The following is a 21,180-nucleotide window of genomic DNA, read 5'->3' as shown; positions in this document are numbered from 1 at the left end:
AACCGTGATACAACAACTGAAGTTACAACAACAGATATTTTAGTTGGCCTTGAAGGCTTTACCGATCTTGGTAATGGTCTTGATTGGGAAGTAAACTTCCAAAACAGTGTTTCAAAAACTAACTCATTTGGTAAAAACCTAGTTAATGACGTTGCCTTCCAAGCGGCAATTGATACTGGTGAGTACGATGTATTTAACGTATCAGGCATGAGTTACGATGACTGGAGCACAAGTATGGGTGAGCTTTATCAAGAAGCAAATCATACAGGTACTTATGAAGGTCGTTACGAAAGTAAACAAATCGATGGTCTAATTTCAACGACATTACTAGATGACGGTGAATTTGTAGTTGCCGGTGTTGTTGGTGGTGAATTTGAGCAAATTGATTTTACCCAAATCAGTGATCCAGAATCAGCGAATGGATTTATTTCTGGTGGTTCAGGTGGTGATGATGTTTATGCAGATCGTGACCGTACAGCTGCTTACTTTGAAGTACAAGCTTCTTTCCCACATGATGTTGATTTGACAGTTGCTGGTCGATACGAAAAGTATGAGCAAAGTGGTACAACAAATCTTGGTAAAAAAAGTACTACGTTTGACAAATTTGTACCAAAAGTTGGTTTAACTTGGCGTCCAACAGATACTTTATTACTTCGTGGTTCTTGGGGGGAGTCATTCCGTGCTCCAAACATGGGTGAGATGTTCCAATCTTACGCATTAAGCTTCCCAACTGTTCGTGATACAGCTTGGTGTTCTGCTAACCCAGGACAAGAAACTGATGGTTATTGTGCTGATGCAGGTGAGCAAGTTGCAACGTGGTTTGGTGGTAATACTGAACTTCAAGCTGAAACAGGTGATTCTACAACGGTAGGTTTCGTTTGGGATGCAGTTGAAAACCTTTCGCTTGAATTAACATATTACTCAATCAATTACGATGATAAAATTGATAGTGTAGATAATTCTGAACTTCTTCGCCTTGAAATTGAACAAGGTGGTTTAAACTCTACTCCAAATGCAATTGAGCGTAGTGCTGATACAGGTAAAATTGATTACATGTACACTGGTTACGTGAACAAGAGCTCGCTATCTACTGACGGTATAGACTTTACAGCTAGATACCGTTTTGATACTGACTTTGGTAACTTTACGAGCACATTAAATGTATCTCGAGTTTTATCATTTGAAGAAGTAGCTGATTCAGAATCTGATGCATTTGATTACGCTGGCTTACAAGATTATCCAGAATGGAAATCAGATTTAGCGGTTAACTACGCTTATGAAGACTTCTCAGCTACGTGGACTATGTTCTATGTTGGTACTCAAGATTCAGGTAATGAAGAGTACGGCGTTGATTACTATGCTGATATTCCTAGCTATTTCAAACATAACGTTCAAGTAAGCTATGTTGCACCTACAAATACCAAAATTGCTTTAGGTGTAAATAACTTATTTGATAAAGCTGCACCTAGCTTCTACGATGGCTTCCGTGATTACCGAGACTCTAACTGGTCTCTATATGATCAAACAGGTCGTTCATTGTACTTACGTTTAGAGCAGTCGTTCTAAGCATTATCTAATTTAGTTACAAAGAATAAAGCCCTGCTATTTAGTAGGGCTTTTTTATTTACTAATAAGTGAAGTCTCTCTCAACAAGCTGTTGTTAGTAAGCACTTAATTTATTTGGAAGTATTATGTCAGCAATATTTAAGTTAATAGTAATTTCTTACTTGTGTATTATTTCTTTTGAAATCAATGCTCAGAAGGCACAACCAAAAATTGAAGATTTTTTTAAAAATCCTAAATTCTCTAATCTTCAGCTTTCCCCAAATGGTAAGTATTTAGCAGTACTATCTCCAATAAATGAGAGAAAAAATATTGTTATACTTGAAACTGACGGGTTAAAAAATGCAAAGGCGGTAACAAAGTTTGATGATCAAGATATTAATGATTTTTCATGGGCTAATGATGATGAAATTGTTTTTAAGCTTGATAGTGATGGAAATGAAGCTTTTAGCCTTTATAAAATCAATGTAAACGCTAAAAAAGCGAGAGTTATTGAGTTAGTTGGCTCTAAAGTAGGAGCCTCAGGTATCCGTTCTGCAAGCATTGTCCATATGCTACCTAATGATCCAGAGCATATTGTTATTCAATATAATGGAAGAAATATTAAAGCTCCGGATCTTTATAAATTACCTCTTAATAGTAAATGGGATAGAAAGCGAGAAAGAAATTTTAAAATGACGATTCTGGCTAAGAATCCAGGTGATTTTCAGGGTTGGCTTTTAGACCATGATGGTGAAGTGAGAGGTGCTGTTGCTATCAATGGCTTAAAAGGTAAGTTTTATTATAAGAATAAAGGTGAAAAAGAGTTTCGTATATTACGTGACTATAACGTTGAAGAAGAAAATATTACACCTCTGGCTTTCGATTTTGATAATAAAACACTATTTGTAGCTTCAAATATTAATAGAGATACGTCAGCTATTTATTATTTTCATCCTGATAAAAACGAGTTAGGTGAATTAATCTTTGGAATGCCAGAAGTTGATGTCTCTAATTTAATGTTATCGACTAAACGTAAAAAGCTAATCGGAGTCAGGTATTTAGATGAATACCCTGAAGTAGCTTATTTTGATAAAGAAACCGCCGAGATGATGGCCTCATTGAAGAGCGCTTTTAAAGATAAAGTTGTTAATGTAGTTAGCAGCTCAAAAAATGAAGCACTGAACGTTGTATATGTTGGTAGTGATACAGATCCTGGTCATTATTATTTGTTCAATAAATCAAAAAATACGCTCAAATCATTAGTTTCACCTATGGGCTGGATTGATAAAAGTCAGTTATCACCTATGAAACCAATTAAGTTTAATAGCCGTGATGGTTTAACTATTCGTGGCTATTTAACAATACCAAAAGATAGCAACGGTAAAAATTTACCTTTGATTGTTAATCCACATGGCGGCCCTTATGGTATTAGAGACGCATGGGGTTTTAATTCTGAGACGCAATTTTTTGCGAGTCGGGGCTATGCAACAGTTCAAGTCAACTTTCGTGGTTCAGGTGGTTATGGGCGAAAATTTCAACAAGCAGGCTATGGCGGTAAATGGGGCGCCGAGATGCAAAATGACTTAACCGACGCTATTGAGTACTTGGTAGATGAGGGGGTTATAGATCCAAAAAGAGTATGTATTTATGGTTCTAGTTACGGCGGTTATGCAACTATGGCCGGTCTTACTTTTACTCCAGAGCTTTATAAATGTGGTATTAATTATGTAGGTATAACTGACGTTGAGTTACTTTTTGACTCGCTTCCTAAGCATTGGGAACCACAAAGAGAGCTTCTAGAAAAGCAAATTGGTAACCCTGATGATAAAGCTTTAATGAAAAAAATGTCTCCACTTCATCATGTAGATAAAATAGTAGCGCCATTAATGATTGTGCAAGGAGCCAAGGATCCTCGTGTTGTAAAAAAACATGCACTCGATTTAAGAGATTCTTTAGAAGAGCGCGGAATTATATTATCTGACGATGAGTGGATTATGAAAGATAACGAAGGACATGGATTCCAAAAAGAAGAGAATAAAATAGAGCTATATACTAAAATTGAAAAGTTTTTAGCTAAACATCTATAGTTATTTACCATTTTATTAATACATGTATATAAAGTTAAATAATTTTAATATTGTGATTTTTATATGCATGTACTATTTAATAAATAGGCTAAATATGAACTTAGAGTTTTTAGCCACGGTAAAAAAGGGTAATCTCTAGTTATTGAGTCTACTCGGTTAAAAGTATTGCATTGTCATTTTATAGCCTCTAGATTTGATAATTATACTATTGTAAAAGTATTTTTTTATAAAGCTTAAAGCAGCAGGTGTCTTTGAATGGTAAAAATAACTACTTGGCATTATACTAAGTAGGAATAATTAAATAATTCCAATCACACAATTTAGCGAGATATAGATGAAAGAAGTCCGATCTTTTATTAAAACAGCATCATTAACAGAGCTTGAAAAAGCTCAACAGCTTATCAATGATGCAATTTCAAAATATACCCAGCAGCAAAAAGCGAAACAGGAAGTTTTGGATCTTTTAAAAGAAAAAGGACTTACGCTAGAAGATTTACAAGATGGAGCATCAGACAAGCGCACCAAAGTTAAGCCTAAGTACCGTATGGAACTTAATGGTGAGACTATTGAATGGACTGGCCGTGGCCGTCGTCCTAAAGCGTTTGAAGGTGTTGAGCTTGAAAAGTTTTTAGCTTAAAGCTAAATATAAGAGAAGCTTCGGCTTCTCTTTTTTGTTTACCCCTCAATAAAATATAATTAAAGTTTAAAACTCCCAGCTATTATTTGCTAAAATCTCTTCACTCGAACCTATTTGTTTTCCCATGAGCTATAAACTAAGACCTTACCAACAAGAAGCCGTAGAACGCACCGTTTTACACTTTAGAAAGAGTAATGATCCTGCCGTTATTGTACTACCAACCGGCGCAGGTAAGAGTTTGGTTATTGCTGAACTTGCCCGTATAGCTAAGCAAAAAATATTAGTGCTTGCTCATGTAAAAGAGCTGGTAGAGCAAAATTCACAAAAATATAAAAGTTTTGGCTTAGAGGCGAGTATATTTTCAGCAGGCTTAAAAGAAAAATCATTAAACCATCAAGTAACCTTTGCCAGTGTGCAATCACTTTCTCGTAATTTAAATAAATTAAATGAGCATTATTCATTACTTATTATTGATGAATGCCACAGGGTAAATGGGGATAAAAAAAGTCAGTACGGTAAAGTAATAAACAGTTTAAAAGAGTATAACCCTCAGTTAAAAGTATTGGGTTTAACAGCAACACCTTATCGGTTAGGAATGGGGTGGATATACCACCACCATTATCATGGTTTTGTTAAAGGTACTCAAGAAAGTCCGTTTAAAAGTTGTATTTTTGAATTGCCGCTCAGGTATATGATCAAACATAATTATTTAACGCCGCCTAACGAAGTTGATGCAGCAATTAGCCATTATGATTTTTCGTCCTTAGATAGCAATGCATTTGGGCAATATACGACTGATGACATGAATGCGCTTTTAAAAAACAGTGAGCGCGCAACGCAGGCTATATTACAGCAAGTAATTCAATACAGTGAAGAGCGCGAAGGGGTTATGGTTTTTGCCGCCACGGTAATGCATGCCCAGGAAATATTAAGCTACTTGCCAGCTCATCAAAGTGCACTAATCACAGGTGATACGCCAAACACTGAGCGCGATAAAATCATTAAGCAATTTAAAGCTAAGCAATTAAAGTATTTAGTTAATGTTTCGGTATTAACTACAGGGTTTGATGCGCCACATGTCGACTTTATAGCTATTTTAAGACCTACAGAATCAGTTAGTTTATATCAACAAATTGTGGGGCGAGGTTTAAGGTTATCTGAATCGAAAACAGATTGCTTAGTAATAGATTATGCTGGCAATGGTTTTAATTTATTTCACCCAGAAGTAGGTGATAAAAAAGGCGATAGTGATAATGAACCTGTGCAGGTACTTTGCCCAGGTTGTGGGTTTGCGAATATATTTTGGGGTAAAACAGACTCCACTGGCAAAGTAATAGAGCACTTTGGCAGGCGTTGCCAAGGCCTGTTAGAAGATGATGATGGGCATAAAGAGCAGTGCGATTATCGTTTTAGGTTTAAAGAATGTGAGCAGTGCGGCGCCCAAAATGACATTGCGGCACGTAAATGCCATGATTGCGGCGCGGTAATGGCCGACCCTGATGATAAGTTACGCAATGCATTAAACTTAAAAGACGCACTTGTGCTTCGATGCAGTGGGTTATCGGTAACTCTAATTAAAGATGAACTTATTAAAGTAACGTATTTTGATGAAGATGGCGCAAGTTGTGATGAGGTATATAACCTCGCAAATAAGGGCGGGCAATTTATATTTAATAAGCAATTTGGTCTACGAGTAGGACTTGGACAAACACCTATTAATTTTAAAACTGCAGCGCAAGTAGTAAGCGCACAATTTGAATTAGTACCACCAGATTTTGTTATTGCACGAAAAAGCAAAAAGTATGGTTGGAAAGTAGCTGATAAGCTATTTGACTATAAAGGCAATTTTAGGAAGGCAAATCAGTTAAGCCGTTAAGCTTAACTGATAGAGTGCATTGAACTAATACAATTAAAAGGTAACTAAGCCTCGTCACCGTCCATTAATCCCCAGCCGTCACCATATCCATTAAAGCTATTAGCAATGCTTTCAATGTATTGCTCAGCTTGGCCTAAAAGGGTGTGCTCTGGCACCATTTGTACTTGAGTGATTACTTCCCAAACGCCAGTGTCTTTACATTTTTCAAGCTCAGCCTTTTGAACTAATGCATCAGAAACTATTTCTTTAGCAAATTTTTCAGCATCGGCTTCTTGTTCAAATAAAATAAAAAAATCGACTTGGTGCATTTTATTTAAATCAATGCCAGCAGCGGCTATTTCGGCTAAAAGTTGGCCGTTATCATCATCAGGGAATTGCATTAAAAACTCATTTAAAATTAATTTTTTATTCGTAGGCACTATTGTAACTAAAATATTGTCTTAACGCGTACTAATTTTAATTATGCTGATACTTATTCAAAGTTAAATTTACGCATTAGATTGTCATTAAGTTAATGTGTTGCTCATTATGGCTATGCTAATATGCGCGTAATCAGCCAGTTTTATGTAAGATATTAAAAGTAAGGATATTTACTTGTTTATTAAGTTTTTACGTTGCATGTGTGTTGTGAGCGCTTTAATTGCGACAAGTAGCTATGCGGCAGAAAAAGTCATAGAAGATTACGAAATTAAAGGGTTAAGTGGCGATTTAGAAAATAACGTAGCCCTTTATCTCAAGCAATTAATTGGTGAAAAACCAACCCGTACACTTCGTCGTTATGCCCAAAAGCAAGTACAAAATAGTATTAAAGCACTTGGTTATTATAGCCCGACCGTCGAGGTTATTTATGATAAAGACAACAGCGAGCTAATTGTTAAAGTTGAGCGAGGTCCTGCAACACGCATAGAAGCAATTAATATTACGCTAAACGGCGATGGCCAAAATGATACTCAATTACAGGCATTAATTAAAAATACCAACTTAAAACAAGGTGATGTTTTAAATCATGGTAGATATGACTCTGCTCATAAAAAAATAGAATCTATGCTATTGGAGCTTGGCTATTTTGATGCAAAGTGGCCAGCGCGCAAATTAGAAGTGTCACTTAAGAAAAATAGTGCTGTTATTACTTTTGTAATTGATACTGGGGTTAGATACCAGTTTGGTGATATAAAAATAGCTAGTAATACGCCTGCTGAAAAATACATACGCTCGCTTGCGCCTTTTACTCAGGGTCAACCTTATAAATCAACACATATTGCTGACTATAATTTGGATTTATCAAGCACCCCTTATTTTGCAAGCGTGCGCGTTTACGCCGATATTGCTGCGCGTAAAAATAGCCAAGTACCTATTAAGGTAGATGTGTTGCACAAGCCTGCAAATAGCTATGAAATTGGCGGCGGTTTTAGTACTGACTTAGGGCCCAAAGTGCGTTTTAAATGGAGTAAACCGTGGATCACAGAAGACGGCCATTATCTCGAAACTAATTTAAATGTGGCGCAAAAGCAGCAAGATATTTCCATGGCTTATACCATTCCAGTTGATGATCCGAATGATGATTTATGGCGTTTTTCTGCTGGATATAAATTAGAGGATGAACTAACAAACGATACCTACAGTGAAATACTCACGGGGCAAATTCAGCGCCAATGGTTAACCGAAAATAAGTGGGTGCGTACTGCATTTTTACGCCGCGACCAAGAAACCTACCGCATCGGTGATGAAGAGGAAGAAAGCACCGAAATGTTAATGCCGGGCATTAGCTACGCCCGCAAAAAATCAAAAGGCGGCACGACTCCATACTGGGGAGAGCAGTGGCTTATATCTGCTGAGTTTGGTTTAGATGATGTGCTTTCGAGTACTAATCTGGTTAGGGTGCAAATGCAACATGCGTGGTTACGTACATACTTAGATAAGCATTTAGTGTTTTTAAAAGCAAATGTTGGTGCAATGCTTGTTGATGATATTGAAAACGTACCTTACTCACTGCGTTTTTACGCAGGTGGCGATCAAAGTGTTCGTGGTTTTGCGTACCAATCAATATCGCCAGAAAATGATGATGGCGATCTCATCGGTGGTAAATACTTACTAACCAGTACAATAGAGTACAACTATCAGTTTGCTCAAAACTGGCGCGCAGCTTTATTTGTTGACGGTGGTACAGCAACGAATGATTTTTCTGATGACTTTGAAGTAGGCGCTGGTTTTGGTTTTCGCTATTTAACACCCGTTGGCCCAGTGCGTATAGACCACGCTTGGGGATTAACAAAAGAAAGTAAAAGCACACGTTTAAGTATTACCATAGGGCCAGAAATTTAATGTCAGTATTAAAAAAGATAACAGCCGCCGTAAGTGCTATTTTTGTCACGTTAGTTGTTGCACTATTTTGTTTGTTATTTACCGCACCCGGTAATCAATTTATTGCTTATAGTGCAAACAAAGCGGTAGATGGACTACATATCGTAATTAAAGATGGCCGTTTTATTTATAATGATGCCTTTAATGTGCGCTTTACTAGCAACGGATTGGATTTTAATGCACAACAATTGAAAATTGATTTGTTTTGGTGGCAGTGCGATGGAATTTGTATAGATAACTTAAGTGCTAAATCTATAAATTTAACACTACCAAAAACTGCAGAGTCACAAGAAGAAGCCGCTGCAGAGCCGCTTGAAAAAATCAGCTTACCTTTTAATATTGCTTTAAAAAACATTGCGATCAATAAATTTACTCTAGAGCATCCAAGTGCAAACGTAAGCGTTAATAACTTTAAACTCTCAGCAAAAGCAGAGGGTTCAAAGCTGACGGTTAAAAGCCTGAATATTCCCACCATACTTGTTGCTTTAAAAGAGCAAGAACAAGATGCGAAAACACAAACGGCGCAAAATACTCAAGCGCCTTTAACGCACCTACCCGCATTACCTAATATAGAATTTACTTCGCCACTTGACTTAGTTGTTGAAGACTTTGAAATAGCTAACATTACGATAGAGCAAAACGAAGCCCAGCATGTTATTGAAAACATCTCACTGCAATTAAGTGTGGAAGATGCTTTTATTAATTTAGAGTCATTCTCAGCAAAGTATGAGCAGTGGCAGCTTAATACGCACCTTAATGCTGAGCTTGCAGGAAATTTGCCCATAAAAGGGAATGTTGTTTTACAAAGTGATGAGCACCAAGCCAATTTGCAGTTGAATGGCGACTTATCAAATCTAAACTTAAATTTAGAAACGCAGGGACAATATCCGCTTAGTTTAACGGCAACGGCAAATTTAAAGCAAAAAAACTATCCGTTTGAGTTAAATGGCAAAATTAAACAGTGGCTTATTGATGCACAAAGTAATGAGCTTAAAGTGCGAAATGTAAGCCTCAATGCACAAGGTAATGCCGACGATTACCAGCTTAGCCTGCAGGGGAATAGCCAATTAGGCGCGTACCCAGCTGTTGACTTAAATACCCAATTAAAAGGCAGTCTCACCAAAGCAACTTTACAAGCGCTAAGCATTAAAGCGAACGAAAGCAGTGCAACTATACAAGCCAATGTTGATTGGCAAAAAGGCATACAGGCTAACTTTAATGGCACGCTTGCTAACTTAAAAGCGCAGTACTTAACTGATGCCGCTACCAGTGATATTTCAGGACAGTTTAAAGGCTCGTTTAATGCAGCTGACGACAAGTGGCAGCTACAAATGAATAATACAAAGTTAAGCGGATTACTTAACGACGTGCCACTAGAATTTGCCTCAAACTTTAAGCTAGACAACACGTTAAAAGCGAACATTGATAGCTTTTATTTAAGTAGCGGCACCAATAAATTAGCACTAAGCGGGCAAGTTGATGATACTTGGCAAGTTGATGGCAAAGTAACGCTTAAAAGTGATGAAAAAGCTAATATTCCATTTACTGCCGATGGCAACGCAAATTTAAAAGTAAGGGGGGAAAGGTTAACGCCCTCTGTTGATTTAGCGCTAATACTCGATCGCTTTATTTTTGATGAAATAAACATTAATAAATTATCAGTAAGAGGGCAGTTAGATACCGCAGCCGATTGGCAAACCGATGTTTCGGTAAGTGTTGGTTCGGCGCTTGTAGCCGAACAGCAAATTAATAGCGTTAAAATTGATATTAGCGGCGACAAAACAGATCACCAACTTACGGCATCTGTAGATGCTGAGCAAGGCAGTGTAGAGTTTGAAGTTAATGGCAAAATTAATAATACCACTTGGAATGGCGAGCTTAGTAATGTAACGCTCAGCGATAAAAAGCTTAGTTTTAGTAATACTAAAAATATTGCCATTATGGTTAATACGCAAAGTGGCGACTTTGATGTAAGTGCACATTGTTGGGCATCTGAGCAAAGTAAATTGTGCATAGACACCTTAGCCCAATCAAAAAACCTCGGTCAGCTAAATGCTAAACTAAGCAATTTAGCTCTTGAGGAGCTTAAGCACTTTTTACCTAATAGCATTCGTACTCGCGGTAATATAACTGGCGATGTAGCGCTTAATTGGCAAAGTGGTGCGCTTAAAACATTACGCGCAAATATCGATTCTAGCGACTTAGAAGCGGTGCTTACCTCGGAAGAAGATCGTTTTAAATTACCAATCGAAACTCTAACTGTTAGTGCATTTTCGGACTCTCAAGTTGGCAAGCTTGAAGCTAATTTAGAATCAAGTGTGCTTGGTAAAATAAACACACAAATTGATATTGACGACATACAAAATACGCAAGCGCTTAACGGCACTATTAATATTGATAAAATACTCCTTTCAGACTTACAACCATTTCTTGAAACCCTTGAGCAGTTAAAAGGTGATATTAGTGGAAAAGTCGCATTAGCAGGTACGTTAAAAGATCCATTATTAAATGGCGAGCTTAATGTGAGCGATATTAGTTTAGAGGGCGAGCAATTGCCTATAGCGCTGCAAAAATCAAATATAAACGTATTGTTTGATAAAACAACAGCCACAATAAAAGGCAACTTAAACGACAACCAGGGCGGTAAAATAAACCTCACCGGTGACGTTGATTGGCAAGGTGCGCAACCTGCTGTAAATGTGGCGGTAGTTGGCGATCAGTTTTATGTACGCGCGCAGCAAGGGGTTACTTTTAAAGTATCGCCGGATTTAAAAATAGGCTTGGCTAATAATGCACTCAAGCTTGCTGGTGAGGTAGTTGTGCCTTACGGTCGTATAATGATTGAAGAGCTTCCTGAGGGCGCAGTGCAAGTTAGCGATGATGAAATTATTGTTGATCAAAAAACCGAGGCCACAGAAACAGTTCCATTTGATTACGACATAGATTTAAAAGTGATTGTTAAAAACGATGTAAAAGTAGAATCGTTTGGCTTGGAATCAAAAGTTGCGGGTGATTTAGCGATAAAAATGAGTCAAGGTGCGCCAATTATAGCCACAGGTGAGCTTAACTTAATTGAAGGTACTTACTTAGCCTTTGGGCAAGATTTAATAATCAGCACCGGGCAAGTCGGTTTTAGCGGTTCAATTGAACAACCATTTTTAAATATTAAAGCAATACGTAACCCCGATACGACTGCAAATGGTGTGATTGCAGGGGTTACGCTCACAGGTAATGTTGAACAACCAACGCTCAAAATATTTTCTGAGCCTGCGATGGATCAAGCTCAAGCACTCGCATATTTACTTAATGGCCAGCCTTTAGGTGATGGAGAAAGTTCGTCAAGCGATGCTATGCTTACACAGTTATTACTTTCTCAAGGGGTTAGCCGCAGCGAAGGGGTTGTTTCTAAGGTAGGTGAAACCTTTGGTTTGTCAGATGTAAGTTTAAGCTCATCAGGTAGTGGTGATAGTACCAAAGTAGAAATATCAGGATACGTAGCACCCAGTTTGCAAGTTAAATATAGTGTGGGTGTATTTGATTCGCTCAGTGAAGTGGCTGTGCGTTATCAGTTACTTTCTCAGTTATACATAGAAATAACGAGCGGCCTATATCAAAATGTTGATGTGCTATATAAGTTTGATTGGGAATAACCAAAACTATAATAATTATAAGGATATAAGCGATGAGGAAAATTATATTGCCAGCTCTGCTTAGTGTTTTATTGAGCGGTTGTGCTCAACAACTTGGTAATGGTGTTGCTAAACAAGAGCTACCTTTATTGAGCGCGAGTGAGGTAATTGCTAGTGCAACAGATAATGACTGGCGAGTAGTGAACGCCCAAAATATTTTAAAGATAACGCTGCCAACGGGCGATGCGTATATTGAGCTTAATGAACAACTTGCCCCAAAGCACGTTCAAAATATTAAAAAGTTAGCACGAGAAGGGTTTTATAAAAATACCAGCGTTTATCGGTTTGTTGAGGGTTTTGTAGCGCAAGGTGGCGACAGCTTGGGTAAAAAGTTAATTAAAACTGCGGATAAAACAGTCCCTGCTGAGTTTTATTTAAAAACAAACAAACCACTTTTAATTACTGAGCTAAATGGCGACGGGTATGCACCAGTTACCGGCTTTTTAAACGGCTTTGCAGTAGCTCAAAACTCAGCACATACGCAAACATGGCAAGTGCATTGTAGTGGCGTGTTTGCAATGGCGCGCGACAACGATATAAACAGTGCGAGTACGGAGTTTTTTGTAACAATAGGGCAAGCCCCGCGCTACCTTGATAAAAATATTACGGTGTTTGGTCGATTGCTCGAAGGTATAGAGCATTTTAACCGTTTAGCGCGCACACCAACTGAAGGTAAAGCATTTAACCCAATTACCAATATACAAGTACTTGGTGATGTACAAAGCGATAAAAGTATATTTAAAGTGATGAAAACAAACTCATCGGTGTTTAAAAACTTAATAAATGCTCGTAAAAACCGTATTGAACCATGGTTTGTTAAATCACATAACTACGTTGATGTTTGTGGTATGCCTATACCCACTAAGCGCGAAGTTATACCAATTCCAATAAATAGCTGATCTATTTTACTTGCTAAAACAACCCATTTCTTTGTTGTAAATTTCGCAAAGGGAACAACCATTTACATCAATTTACGCCTAGAACTGAATTATTTTTTCGGCGTAAAATTTAGATCACATACTTAATGGAATTGGTATTAATTAAAAAATGTAAAAAGGAGCCTAGGCTCCTTTTTTAATACTCATGTTCCAGTTTAAAATAACCTACTGACGATTAATTTTAACTGCAAATGGCGTATCGTTATAATGCGTAGAGCGATACGGGTTTATATCAAGCCCGCCGCGACGAGTATAACGCGCGTAAACCTCTAACTCTTTAATATTAAGTTGTGTTGTTAAATCGCTATAAATACGCTCAACACACTGCTCATGAAATTCGTTATGTGTTCTGAACGAAATTAAGTAACGCAATAACGACTCACGACATATTTGCTCGCCTGTGTATCGTATAATGACACTTGCCCAGTCAGGCTGGGAGGTAATTAAACAGTTCGATTTAAGTAAGTGGCTATAGAGCGTTTCTGTAACTACGTTATCACTTTTTGCTTTAAGTGAATTAGCATCAATGTCGTAATTATTAATCTCAATATCTAAATCATCAATACATTCACCTGGCAGCGCCGTACACGGTAAGCAATTGTAATCATCAGGATTATATAAAGTCACTTTGACAGGGCTGTTAACCGCGTTTGATAAATCATCAATTAAATGCTGTTTTACTACATCAATGCTTTCAAATCGGGTTTGGTTAAAGCTATTCAAGTAAAGCTTAAACGACTTTGACTCAATAATATGGCTGCTTTGGCATTCAAAGGTAAATAAGGCCACGGCAACTTGCGGTTTACCTTTAGTATTTAGCCATGAAAGCTCGTAACCTGTCCAAATATCTTGGCCTTTAAATGGAAGCTCTGCTTCGTCAATATTTAAAGCATCACGATTTAGTTTGCGCGCAATAGGGAAAAGCAAGCTTGGCGTGTACACATCTACATACTCAGTAGATTGGCCTAATACGCTACCTTTAAGGTCTGGAGAATTGCTGTAATCTGTCATGTTTGCTCTTAAATAGTTACAATGGGGACATTATATCTAATTTAAATGAGTTTCACAGTATGTCTGTTGCATTGCTTATAGAACAACTTCATCAAAAATTTAGCGAAAATACCCTTAAAAACACTGCAAAGTACCCACTTATTACACACGACGATCAATGGCCAAGCCCATGTGAAGTTGGTGAGGTTGACGAGCAAGGAAACATTCAATGGCAGGGCACGCGTCAGCAACCTGCAGGTTCGCTTAATGATTTAGCCAGTGCACTTGAGCTTGAGTTTCCAAAAGAGCTTAGCGAGCTATATGGGAATATGTACGGTGGAAGCATTTCAGCAAGTATTGATGGGCATAAGGTTGAATTACTACAAGCATGGAACGAAGAAGACTTTAATTTGTTACAGCAAAATATAACGGGTCACGTTTTAATGAAACGCAAGCTCAAGCAGCCAGAAACAGTATTTATTGGTTTAACAGATCAAGATGATTTACTAGTAAGTGTATTGGTGCACACTGGTGAAGTATGTTTAGAGTTTGTCGGCAAAAAAACACACCATGTACTTGCACCTAACATTAATGCTTTTTTAAAGGCATTAGAGGTTTAAAACGTATTTAATAAATCAGCTTAGTGTCATCACTAAGCTGATTTTTAGAGCCATTACTAGGGCGTGTTGACCTTTCGTGGTTGATTTTGCAGCTGTATGTTTGGTTTTTAGGCAAGGCAGAGCCTATGTAGTGTGGTACTCCCCATAAATAGGCGATAACGAAGCATAAATGCCAAACATGCGCTGCCCTTTGGGTTCTTTCTAGGGACGGTTTACTCTTTGTTGCCTACATGGATGTAGGTAAGGGGCGTGAGCAGGACGCGGAAGCTTTGCTCGGTTTTTACTTATTCTTACATGGATGTAAGCCAGTAGGGTAACGCAGGAGCAGTTACCGAGCCCACTAGGTTACAAACCTCGCGCCGCGATTAAATCGTCCCTAGATTGAGCAAATTTCAATCCACAAAGGTCAACACGCCCTAATGGTTACTGAAAATCCCACGATATATTAGACACTAAGCCACATGGCTCACACCTAAAGTCGAATAACCCAAACCACGATTCAGGTAATTTCCAGTCGCCATTACAACTAGGGCATTTTCGTTCAAGTTCAGACGCTTTATCTACGCCGCCTACACGGTATAAATAATAATAGGTTGGTTTTTTAGTTAAAAAACTAATTCGCTTTGTTATGTCTTTTCCGCGTCTATATAAGTCGCTTTGAATACTCGATATTTCTTCAAGCGCCGGAAATTCACAACGGGTTGCGCCATTAATTTGAATTTGATCGCAGGCTTGCCAATCTTCTTGCCATTTTATAAGCGTTTTATAGTCACCATTAGCAATTGCCGGAATACGAAATAGCGGCACAGGCAAAAAGTCATCACCACAATAAAGCGGGCTGCACGTATGCACATAGGTTGTATATAAAATATAACTTGATGGTTCTTTGCAGCAATCAGCGCCGTTGGAGTGAATATCTTGTCCGATCACTTTTGCTTTTGGCGCAAGTAGCCCTGCACTATGTAACTTTTCGATACTGTGCTTAACAAACGGGCTGTTATTTAGCGGGTGCATTGCATCTTCAGTAGGGCACATTACGCGGGTAATAAAAAATCCATCTTTTAAAACGGTTGGAAATTCTTCCCCCATTATTTGACCATTAAAACGCAGTGCATTTACTAAGCGATTTATTGCTTGTTCGGCTTGTTCTAGGGTGGTGTCTTGGTAGCAATCAAAAGTTAAATCAACAACGAACATTTATAGTCTCAAATTATTTTTGTTCTAGCAGTGCAAGAAGTTTATCGAGTTTTTGCTCAATTCTATCTAATTGACTTGTTTTAAGCTCAGTATTATCTGACTGCTGTGGGTTTCTCATGAAGTTATTAATTGAATCAGGATTGTTTTTATATTGGCTTACTGCTGCAATAATCATCGGCATTGGAACCGGTTGCGCCAAACGGCTTTTAGTTAGTGCTACAGTAGGGGTTTTGCCTTCATCGAGAAGGGCTTTGATTGCATCAAATACAACTGAATTCATTAGATATATAACTCTTTAATAAAATAAATACGCAGCATATAAATGCTGCGCAGATGCTATGTTAGCAATAAATAAGGGAGGGTACATTAAATAAAATTACTTACTTTGACGAATGCGTACATCTAACTCGTCAATTACTTCACTCCAATCTCCGTCTTGTGCGAGGGATTCAGCTAAAAAGTGTTGTTGTGCCTCATCCCAAAAAGAAGCTTCTTGGAGTAGTGTTGTGTCTTCTAATTCATGTGAGGCAATAAATGCATCTATTTGCTCATCACTATTTGGTAATCCAAGCTGTGCAAAAAGTGTGTTAATGTCGTGTTTTGTCGTATCCATGATATTGCTCCTTTAAATGAATGAAAATTCATACTAGTACCTAACTGTACCTCCTGCTAGTTAAACTCTCGCTGAATTTACGGTTAATAATTTTAGGTATATAGTTAGGTTTAAAGTTAAACAGCCTATAGCTAAAATAATAAAGGAAATACAATGAGTGTAACCACACCAGCTGATACGTTCAGCGTACAGTATTTAGCTGCAGAAGATATTAGTACTGCAGCGAGCCTAATTTATCAGGCTTATCATGACGATCCTGTATTACTAAACATGCTTAGCTACAATGACGAAAATAAAACAGTTTACGAAAAAAAATTACGATCATTAATTCGCGAAGAGCTCAGTAGTTTTTGGCAAGAAAAACAGCCATTAATTGGTTTATACCGCAACGATAAATTAAAAGCAGTAGCGTGTGTATTTGAATCTAATAGCCAATTACAAGCGCAGCGTTATTGGCACTGGCGTTTAAAATTAATGCTGAGTGCGGGATACTTACAAACAAATCAATTAATAGATAAAGAACAAACAATTAGAGACGCCCTTAAAGAGAAAGGCAATTACTATTTTTTAGCTTTTATTGCCGTAGATCCGCATTTTCATGGACAAGGCTTTGGTCGTTACTTACTACGCGGGCTTGACGACTTAGTTAAATGCAACGCTGAGTCAACAGGGATGGCTGTATTTGTAACACGTAAGGAGCACATTGAATTTTTTAAAACTGAAAAGTTTGAAGCATTTAAACACCTTACTTTTAACCAAGTAGAGGGCGAGTTACTGTTTAAATCAATAATTGAGCCAACTATTTAAAATTATAATGTAAGCCAATGCGCCCAAACGGACATAAGACCGTGAGATATATCTCACATCATCGTAAGCATTGTCACTTAAAGGCTACTAATAAGTAGCCTTTTTTGTTCTAAGCTATTGTTCTGCAGTATTTATTTTGTTTTTTCATTTTTGTGACGTTTATTTATTTAATGTTAAGTCCTATTTCTCTCCCCTGATTGCTTTAAACTTCTCTTTGTCAAGACGACATAGCTCAATGATTGAGTTACTGCCAAGGATAAGGAATAGGCAACATAGCAGACGCTAGCAGGAAGCATAAAGGACAAGCTAAAATGGATACAAGGAAGAATAAGGAAGTGCATGAAGCACTTAGTAGCTAGGAGTTACTTTAGGATAATCACGGATGACGCTACAGGAAGTAGCAGGAGCGTTAGTTTACGCAGGACTGCCAAGATGGCAAGTGGACATTGCAGGATGCAAAAAGTGGCAGGAGCTACTTTAAAGGATTACCAGGGATGATGCTACGGGACGTAGCCAAACGATAGATTTCGTGGGTTTGCCAAGATGGCTATGGATATTGCAGGATGCAAAAGTGGCAGGAGCTACTTAAAAGGATTACCAAGGATGATGCTACGGATGTAGCCAAACGATAGATTTCGTGGGTTTGCCAAGGTGGCCATGGATATTGCAGGATGCAATGTGAGGGTAAACAAGGTTGTTTACTCGTTCAGGGGATGATAATACGGATTTAAGATAATGGATATCTAGCAGGATGCAGTCCAATTGGGGCGTAACTTTAGTTACGCCTTAGTTTTTTGTGTTGAATTAAATTTATTAATTTAAGACACATACTCTTAAAGTATATTAAGTTTTATATTTTATGCGGTGGAACAACCACACTTTTCAAAAACTCATTTTCCATAATCAACACACCTTGATAAGCATTTTCACCATCGCTTGAAAATTCAAATATAAATTCACTTTTAATGCCTGGCTTGCCGTTCTTTAAAAAACCAAAGCGGCGTTTTGTGCATGCAACACTCATCAACTGCACCTGCAGTTGCTCACTTTGACGTTTAGCATGAACGTTCGCCGCTTCAGCAACCTTTCGGTTAAGCCAAAATAAGTAAATTACACTACCAATAAGTATGAACGTCCATAAACTTGCCATTTAAGAGAATAACCTTCCAATTGCACGCGCGAGGGTTTCGCTACGATTTTCTTTACGTAATAAGCCTAATAAATGCGGGCGAATAGTTGGTATTGCAACTAAGTCAGCAAAAATACTTGGAAACAATTCTTCAATTTTTTGATGATGCGCGCAATTATCCATAAATACATGTAAGCGTTCAGGGTTTTCTAATTGTTTAAAACACCGCCCAGCGATTGTTAGTAACACGTCAGAGTCGTGCTTCACTGGTGAGCTTAGTACAGTATCAACTAATTGAGCGCATAACCCTTGAGCTTGACCTTTTGAAGCTGATCTTAGTGCTGCGGTTATAGCTAATGTATCGTTATTACTAATTGCGGTCTGTGTGTAATCAACAAGTAACTCACTCATTGATGTTGGTATTTCAACGTGTTCAAGCATGGCACTGAGTGGTTGTAGTACTTCAATAGGTAAATGCGCCCATGCTTTTTGCAGATTACTTAAGTTTGTATCGCTGTCTAAGCGTAGTGCAAAATCGGCAATACCCTGTAGTGCAACACTTTGCCAATTATCAAAACCAATTTTACCGCTAAAGTACAATTGTGCATGCTCGTAATACTGCGATGCAGGCTGTTTTAATAGTACTTTTACTTGGGCGTTAAATGCCGCTAATTTATTTGCGTTTGGTGTAAAAACATAAGGGTTATTATCAAGCTTTCCATCGGCTTGCTCGCCTGTAATTTCAGTGCCTAGCGCTTGAATAACCATATCAGCAAAGTGATCGCGACTAGCACTTACCAGCATACTTTGCTCATCAAGTGAAAATTTTAAAAACCATACATACGGTTCTTTACTGGCTTTAGTATCCCAAAATTGAATAGCGAGCCATGCATGACCAGCAAGTGGATAAGGGTAAGGCACTTGAGCTTGTTCAATAGCTAAAAATTGTTTTTTATCAAGCTTAGTAATGTGCCTGCCAATATCAAAAGCACGCCACTGAGTACCCGCACCATCTAAAAGTTGACCTAATGTAGCTATTTGATCACTCATTGTTTTCTCAACTGTTTTTACTGCAAAATTACATTAATTATACGTCATAGCCGCTTGTGAGGGAACAGGGTATAATTGCATTACATATATAAAAGAGGGTGGTTATGTACCAGCAAACCCAAACTTATTTAGTGCAGCTAATGGCACTTTTACAAAAACACGCGCTTTGGCAAAGTGAGCCAATAGACGCTGAGGCACTGCTTTCAAATACTCCTTTTTGTCACGATACAATGGCATTTGAGCAGTGGTTACAATTTGTATTTATTGAAAAAATACAGCAATTAATAACACATAGGCAACCACTGCCGCGTAACTTTGCTATTGCCCCTATGGCGCAAATGACACTTGTGAATAAAGCCGGAAGCGATGAAATTATTGAATTACTAACAGCCCTTGATACCTTTTTAGGAGAACCAAATGAGTGAGCGTCCAGCGCCTATTGAATATGGCGAGCTGACTATTTTGTATCAAGATGAAAACTATGTGGCTATAAATAAGCCTTCAGGTTTATTAGTGCATCGCTCGTTTTTAGATAAACACGAAACCCAGTTCGCTATGCAAATGTTGCGCGACCAGCTAGGGCAACATGTATTTCCAGTACATAGGCTCGATAGACCTACGTCGGGCGTATTGCTGTTCGCACTGAGCTCTGAAGCAGCTCGCGATATGAACCAGCTATTTATTGAAGGCACCATTGCTAAGCGCTATTTGGCCTTAGTGCGCGGCTTTGCGCCAGAATCAGTATTTTTAGATAAACCGCTTAAAGAAGAACTTGATAAAATAGCCGATAAGTTTGCAGATCAAGATAAAGCACCTCAAGAAGCGCAAACCCAGTTTAATTGCTTGCACCAAGCTGCATTGCCTATTCCTATAGGTAAGTACCCAACAGTGCGTTACTCGTTAGTGGAGTGCTTTCCAAAAACGGGGCGCAAGCATCAAATTCGCAGACACTTAAAGCACTTATCACTGCCTATCATTGGTGATGTAAATCATGGTGATAACCAGCATAATCAATTTTTTAGAGAGCATTTTGAGCTAAGACGCTTAATGTTATTTGCAACAGAGCTTAGTTTTGTGCACCCTTATAGTAATGAATCAATAACAATTAAAGCGCCACTAGGTGAAGACATGCTTGAAATATGTAAGCAGCTAGGTTGGCCAGAGCAAGAAAAGGATTATTAATGGCACATATTAGTATTTTTGTAGGCAGCGTTAATGGCGGTGCAGAGCGTTTAAGCGATGAAGTTGCAGCCACAATAGAGCAAGCGGGTCATACTGCTACAGTAATTACAGAAGCATCGCTTGATGATATAAAAAATGCATCGCATATTTTAATTGTTACCTCCACAACAGGCCAAGGTGATGTACCGAGTAATTTGGCCGGATTGTACTTTGCAATGAATAGCACTTTCCCAATGCTTACCGATAAACCGTTTGGTGTAATTGCAATGGGTGACAGATGTTACGGCGATACATTTTGTGGCGCAGGGCGAAGCTTTGACGAGCTACTTCGTGATTTACAAGCAAAGCCTGTGGGCAACCGCCTAGAAATAGATGCATGTGAAGATTTTGAACCGTGGCCGGTAACCGAGCCTTGGTTAAAAGTATGGCTAGAAAAACTACCTGCTTAATCCTTTAATT

The 21,180-nt window shown here is 38.2% G+C and carries 19 protein-coding genes; 12 read left to right on the top strand and 7 right to left on the bottom strand.

What is annotated here, in order from left to right; translation table 11 throughout:
- The 4 genes from H5160_RS19235 to H5160_RS19220 all read left to right on the top strand — a co-directional run.
- Positions 1 to 1,566 (top strand): TonB-dependent receptor domain-containing protein (locus H5160_RS19235; RefSeq protein WP_182738402.1); only part of this gene is annotated, 1,566 nt, incomplete at its 5' end.
- 125 nt (positions 1,567 to 1,691) lie between these two features.
- Positions 1,692 to 3,632 carry a S9 family peptidase gene (locus H5160_RS19230; RefSeq protein ID WP_182738400.1) on the top strand — a complete coding sequence of 647 codons (1,941 nt, stop codon included), beginning with the start codon at positions 1,692 to 1,694 and terminating at the stop codon, positions 3,630 to 3,632.
- A 334-nt stretch (positions 3,633 to 3,966) separates the two neighbouring features.
- Positions 3,967 to 4,269: an H-NS family nucleoid-associated regulatory protein gene (locus H5160_RS19225; protein WP_002958250.1), complete on the top strand. Its 303-nt coding sequence runs from the start codon at positions 3,967 to 3,969 to the stop codon at positions 4,267 to 4,269.
- A 124-nt stretch (positions 4,270 to 4,393) separates the two neighbouring features.
- A complete protein-coding gene (locus H5160_RS19220; RefSeq protein WP_182738399.1) occupies positions 4,394 to 6,145 on the top strand; it encodes a DEAD/DEAH box helicase in 1,752 nt (583 codons plus the stop codon).
- Between the two features lie 44 nt (positions 6,146 to 6,189).
- On the opposite strand, the gene H5160_RS19215 is transcribed toward H5160_RS19220, so the two are convergent.
- Complete coding sequence (locus H5160_RS19215; protein WP_002958248.1) at positions 6,190 to 6,525, bottom strand: ribonuclease E inhibitor RraB; 336 nt, start codon at positions 6,523 to 6,525, stop codon at positions 6,190 to 6,192.
- Between the two features lie 214 nt (positions 6,526 to 6,739).
- Between H5160_RS19215 and H5160_RS19210 the strand changes: the two genes are divergently transcribed.
- The 3 genes from H5160_RS19210 to H5160_RS19200 are packed head-to-tail and all read left to right on the top strand — an operon-like array spanning position 6,740 to position 13,094.
- Positions 6,740 to 8,467: an autotransporter assembly complex family protein gene (locus tag H5160_RS19210; RefSeq protein WP_182738397.1), complete on the top strand. Its 1,728-nt coding sequence runs from the start codon at positions 6,740 to 6,742 to the stop codon at positions 8,465 to 8,467.
- Positions 8,467 to 12,156 carry a translocation/assembly module TamB domain-containing protein gene (locus H5160_RS19205; RefSeq protein ID WP_182738395.1) on the top strand — a complete coding sequence of 1,230 codons (3,690 nt, stop codon included), beginning with the start codon at positions 8,467 to 8,469 and terminating at the stop codon, positions 12,154 to 12,156. The genes H5160_RS19210 and H5160_RS19205 overlap by 1 nt, the downstream gene beginning before the upstream one ends.
- A 32-nt stretch (positions 12,157 to 12,188) precedes the next feature.
- On the top strand, positions 12,189 to 13,094 hold the full coding sequence (locus tag H5160_RS19200; RefSeq protein ID WP_182738394.1) for a peptidylprolyl isomerase: 906 nt from the start codon (positions 12,189 to 12,191) through the stop codon (positions 13,092 to 13,094).
- Between the two features lie 204 nt (positions 13,095 to 13,298).
- Here H5160_RS19200 and queF read toward each other — a convergent pair whose 3' ends face one another.
- Positions 13,299 to 14,144: an NADPH-dependent 7-cyano-7-deazaguanine reductase QueF gene (queF, locus tag H5160_RS19195; RefSeq protein ID WP_182738392.1), complete on the bottom strand. Its 846-nt coding sequence runs from the start codon at positions 14,142 to 14,144 to the stop codon at positions 13,299 to 13,301.
- Positions 14,145 to 14,203: 59 nt separating this feature from the next.
- Between queF and syd the strand changes: the two genes are divergently transcribed.
- A complete protein-coding gene (syd, locus tag H5160_RS19190) occupies positions 14,204 to 14,743 on the top strand; it encodes a SecY-interacting protein (RefSeq protein WP_182738391.1) in 540 nt (179 codons plus the stop codon).
- Between the two features lie 423 nt (positions 14,744 to 15,166).
- Here the strand turns inward: syd and H5160_RS19185 are convergent, their stop codons facing one another.
- The 3 genes from H5160_RS19185 to H5160_RS19175 form a co-directional block, all read right to left on the bottom strand.
- Positions 15,167 to 15,940 carry a Zn-ribbon-containing protein gene (locus tag H5160_RS19185; RefSeq protein WP_182738389.1) on the bottom strand — a complete coding sequence of 258 codons (774 nt, stop codon included), beginning with the start codon at positions 15,938 to 15,940 and terminating at the stop codon, positions 15,167 to 15,169.
- 13 nt (positions 15,941 to 15,953) lie between these two features.
- Positions 15,954 to 16,220, bottom strand: a complete 267-nt coding sequence (locus H5160_RS19180) for a hypothetical protein (RefSeq protein ID WP_007378199.1) — start codon at positions 16,218 to 16,220, stop codon at positions 15,954 to 15,956.
- A 96-nt stretch (positions 16,221 to 16,316) separates the two neighbouring features.
- A complete protein-coding gene (locus H5160_RS19175) occupies positions 16,317 to 16,553 on the bottom strand; it encodes a DUF2789 domain-containing protein (RefSeq protein ID WP_002958240.1) in 237 nt (78 codons plus the stop codon).
- Positions 16,554 to 16,706: 153 nt separating this feature from the next.
- On the opposite strand from H5160_RS19175, the gene H5160_RS19170 reads away from it, so the two are divergent.
- Positions 16,707 to 17,360, top strand: coding sequence for a GNAT family N-acetyltransferase (locus H5160_RS19170; RefSeq protein WP_182712741.1), 654 nt, complete (start codon positions 16,707 to 16,709; stop codon positions 17,358 to 17,360).
- A gap of 850 nt (positions 17,361 to 18,210) precedes the next feature.
- On the opposite strand, the gene H5160_RS19165 is transcribed toward H5160_RS19170, so the two are convergent.
- Both H5160_RS19165 and H5160_RS19160 read right to left on the bottom strand, forming a co-directional pair.
- The gene (locus H5160_RS19165) at positions 18,211 to 18,510 is read right to left on the bottom strand and encodes a DUF3301 domain-containing protein (protein ID WP_002963032.1); all 300 of its coding nucleotides are present in this window, start codon (positions 18,508 to 18,510) and stop codon (positions 18,211 to 18,213) included.
- Entirely contained in the window at positions 18,511 to 19,539 is a 1,029-nt protein-coding gene (locus H5160_RS19160; RefSeq protein ID WP_182712740.1) for a DUF3549 family protein, read from the bottom strand. It abuts the gene before it with no gap.
- A 104-nt stretch (positions 19,540 to 19,643) separates the two neighbouring features.
- Between H5160_RS19160 and H5160_RS19155 the strand changes: the two genes are divergently transcribed.
- The 3 genes from H5160_RS19155 to H5160_RS19145 are packed head-to-tail and all read left to right on the top strand — an operon-like array spanning position 19,644 to position 21,170.
- Positions 19,644 to 19,964, top strand: coding sequence for a YqcC family protein (locus H5160_RS19155; RefSeq protein ID WP_182738387.1), 321 nt, complete (start codon positions 19,644 to 19,646; stop codon positions 19,962 to 19,964).
- Complete coding sequence (truC, locus tag H5160_RS19150) at positions 19,957 to 20,721, top strand: tRNA pseudouridine(65) synthase TruC (protein ID WP_002963028.1); 765 nt, start codon at positions 19,957 to 19,959, stop codon at positions 20,719 to 20,721. The genes H5160_RS19155 and truC overlap by 8 nt, the downstream gene beginning before the upstream one ends.
- Complete coding sequence (locus H5160_RS19145) at positions 20,721 to 21,170, top strand: flavodoxin (RefSeq protein WP_010553680.1); 450 nt, start codon at positions 20,721 to 20,723, stop codon at positions 21,168 to 21,170. The genes truC and H5160_RS19145 overlap by 1 nt, the downstream gene beginning before the upstream one ends.
- Positions 21,171 to 21,180 lie beyond the last annotated feature (10 nt).

It is taken from the genome of Pseudoalteromonas sp. SG43-4 (assembly GCF_014164325.1).
GTDB lineage: Bacteria > Pseudomonadota > Gammaproteobacteria > Enterobacterales > Alteromonadaceae > Pseudoalteromonas > Pseudoalteromonas distincta.
The sequence above is the reverse complement of the archived record's forward strand: the minus strand, read 5'-3'. Positions and strand labels throughout refer to the sequence as shown.

Excerpts from the sequence above, each read along its gene's own strand:
- H5160_RS19230 (WP_182738400.1), top strand. The coding sequence starts at position 1,692 with ATGTCAGCAATATTTAAGTTAATAGTAATTTCTTACTTGTGTATTATT.
- H5160_RS19225 (WP_002958250.1), top strand. The coding sequence starts at position 3,967 with ATGAAAGAAGTCCGATCTTTTATTAAAACAGCATCATTAACAGAGCTT.
- H5160_RS19220 (WP_182738399.1), top strand. The coding sequence starts at position 4,394 with ATGAGCTATAAACTAAGACCTTACCAACAAGAAGCCGTAGAACGCACC.
- H5160_RS19215 (WP_002958248.1), bottom strand. The coding sequence starts at position 6,525 with ATGCAATTCCCTGATGATGATAACGGCCAACTTTTAGCCGAAATAGCC.
- H5160_RS19205 (WP_182738395.1), top strand. The coding sequence starts at position 8,467 with ATGTCAGTATTAAAAAAGATAACAGCCGCCGTAAGTGCTATTTTTGTC.
- H5160_RS19200 (WP_182738394.1), top strand. The coding sequence starts at position 12,189 with ATGAGGAAAATTATATTGCCAGCTCTGCTTAGTGTTTTATTGAGCGGT.
- queF (WP_182738392.1), bottom strand. The coding sequence starts at position 14,144 with ATGACAGATTACAGCAATTCTCCAGACCTTAAAGGTAGCGTATTAGGC.
- syd (WP_182738391.1), top strand. The coding sequence starts at position 14,204 with ATGTCTGTTGCATTGCTTATAGAACAACTTCATCAAAAATTTAGCGAA.
- H5160_RS19185 (WP_182738389.1), bottom strand. The coding sequence starts at position 15,940 with ATGTTCGTTGTTGATTTAACTTTTGATTGCTACCAAGACACCACCCTA.
- H5160_RS19180 (WP_007378199.1), bottom strand. The coding sequence starts at position 16,220 with ATGAATTCAGTTGTATTTGATGCAATCAAAGCCCTTCTCGATGAAGGC.
- H5160_RS19175 (WP_002958240.1), bottom strand. The coding sequence starts at position 16,553 with ATGGATACGACAAAACACGACATTAACACACTTTTTGCACAGCTTGGA.
- H5160_RS19170 (WP_182712741.1), top strand. The coding sequence starts at position 16,707 with ATGAGTGTAACCACACCAGCTGATACGTTCAGCGTACAGTATTTAGCT.
- H5160_RS19165 (WP_002963032.1), bottom strand. The coding sequence starts at position 18,510 with ATGGCAAGTTTATGGACGTTCATACTTATTGGTAGTGTAATTTACTTA.
- H5160_RS19160 (WP_182712740.1), bottom strand. The coding sequence starts at position 19,539 with ATGAGTGATCAAATAGCTACATTAGGTCAACTTTTAGATGGTGCGGGT.
- H5160_RS19155 (WP_182738387.1), top strand. The coding sequence starts at position 19,644 with ATGTACCAGCAAACCCAAACTTATTTAGTGCAGCTAATGGCACTTTTA.
- truC (WP_002963028.1), top strand. The coding sequence starts at position 19,957 with ATGAGTGAGCGTCCAGCGCCTATTGAATATGGCGAGCTGACTATTTTG.
- H5160_RS19145 (WP_010553680.1), top strand. The coding sequence starts at position 20,721 with ATGGCACATATTAGTATTTTTGTAGGCAGCGTTAATGGCGGTGCAGAG.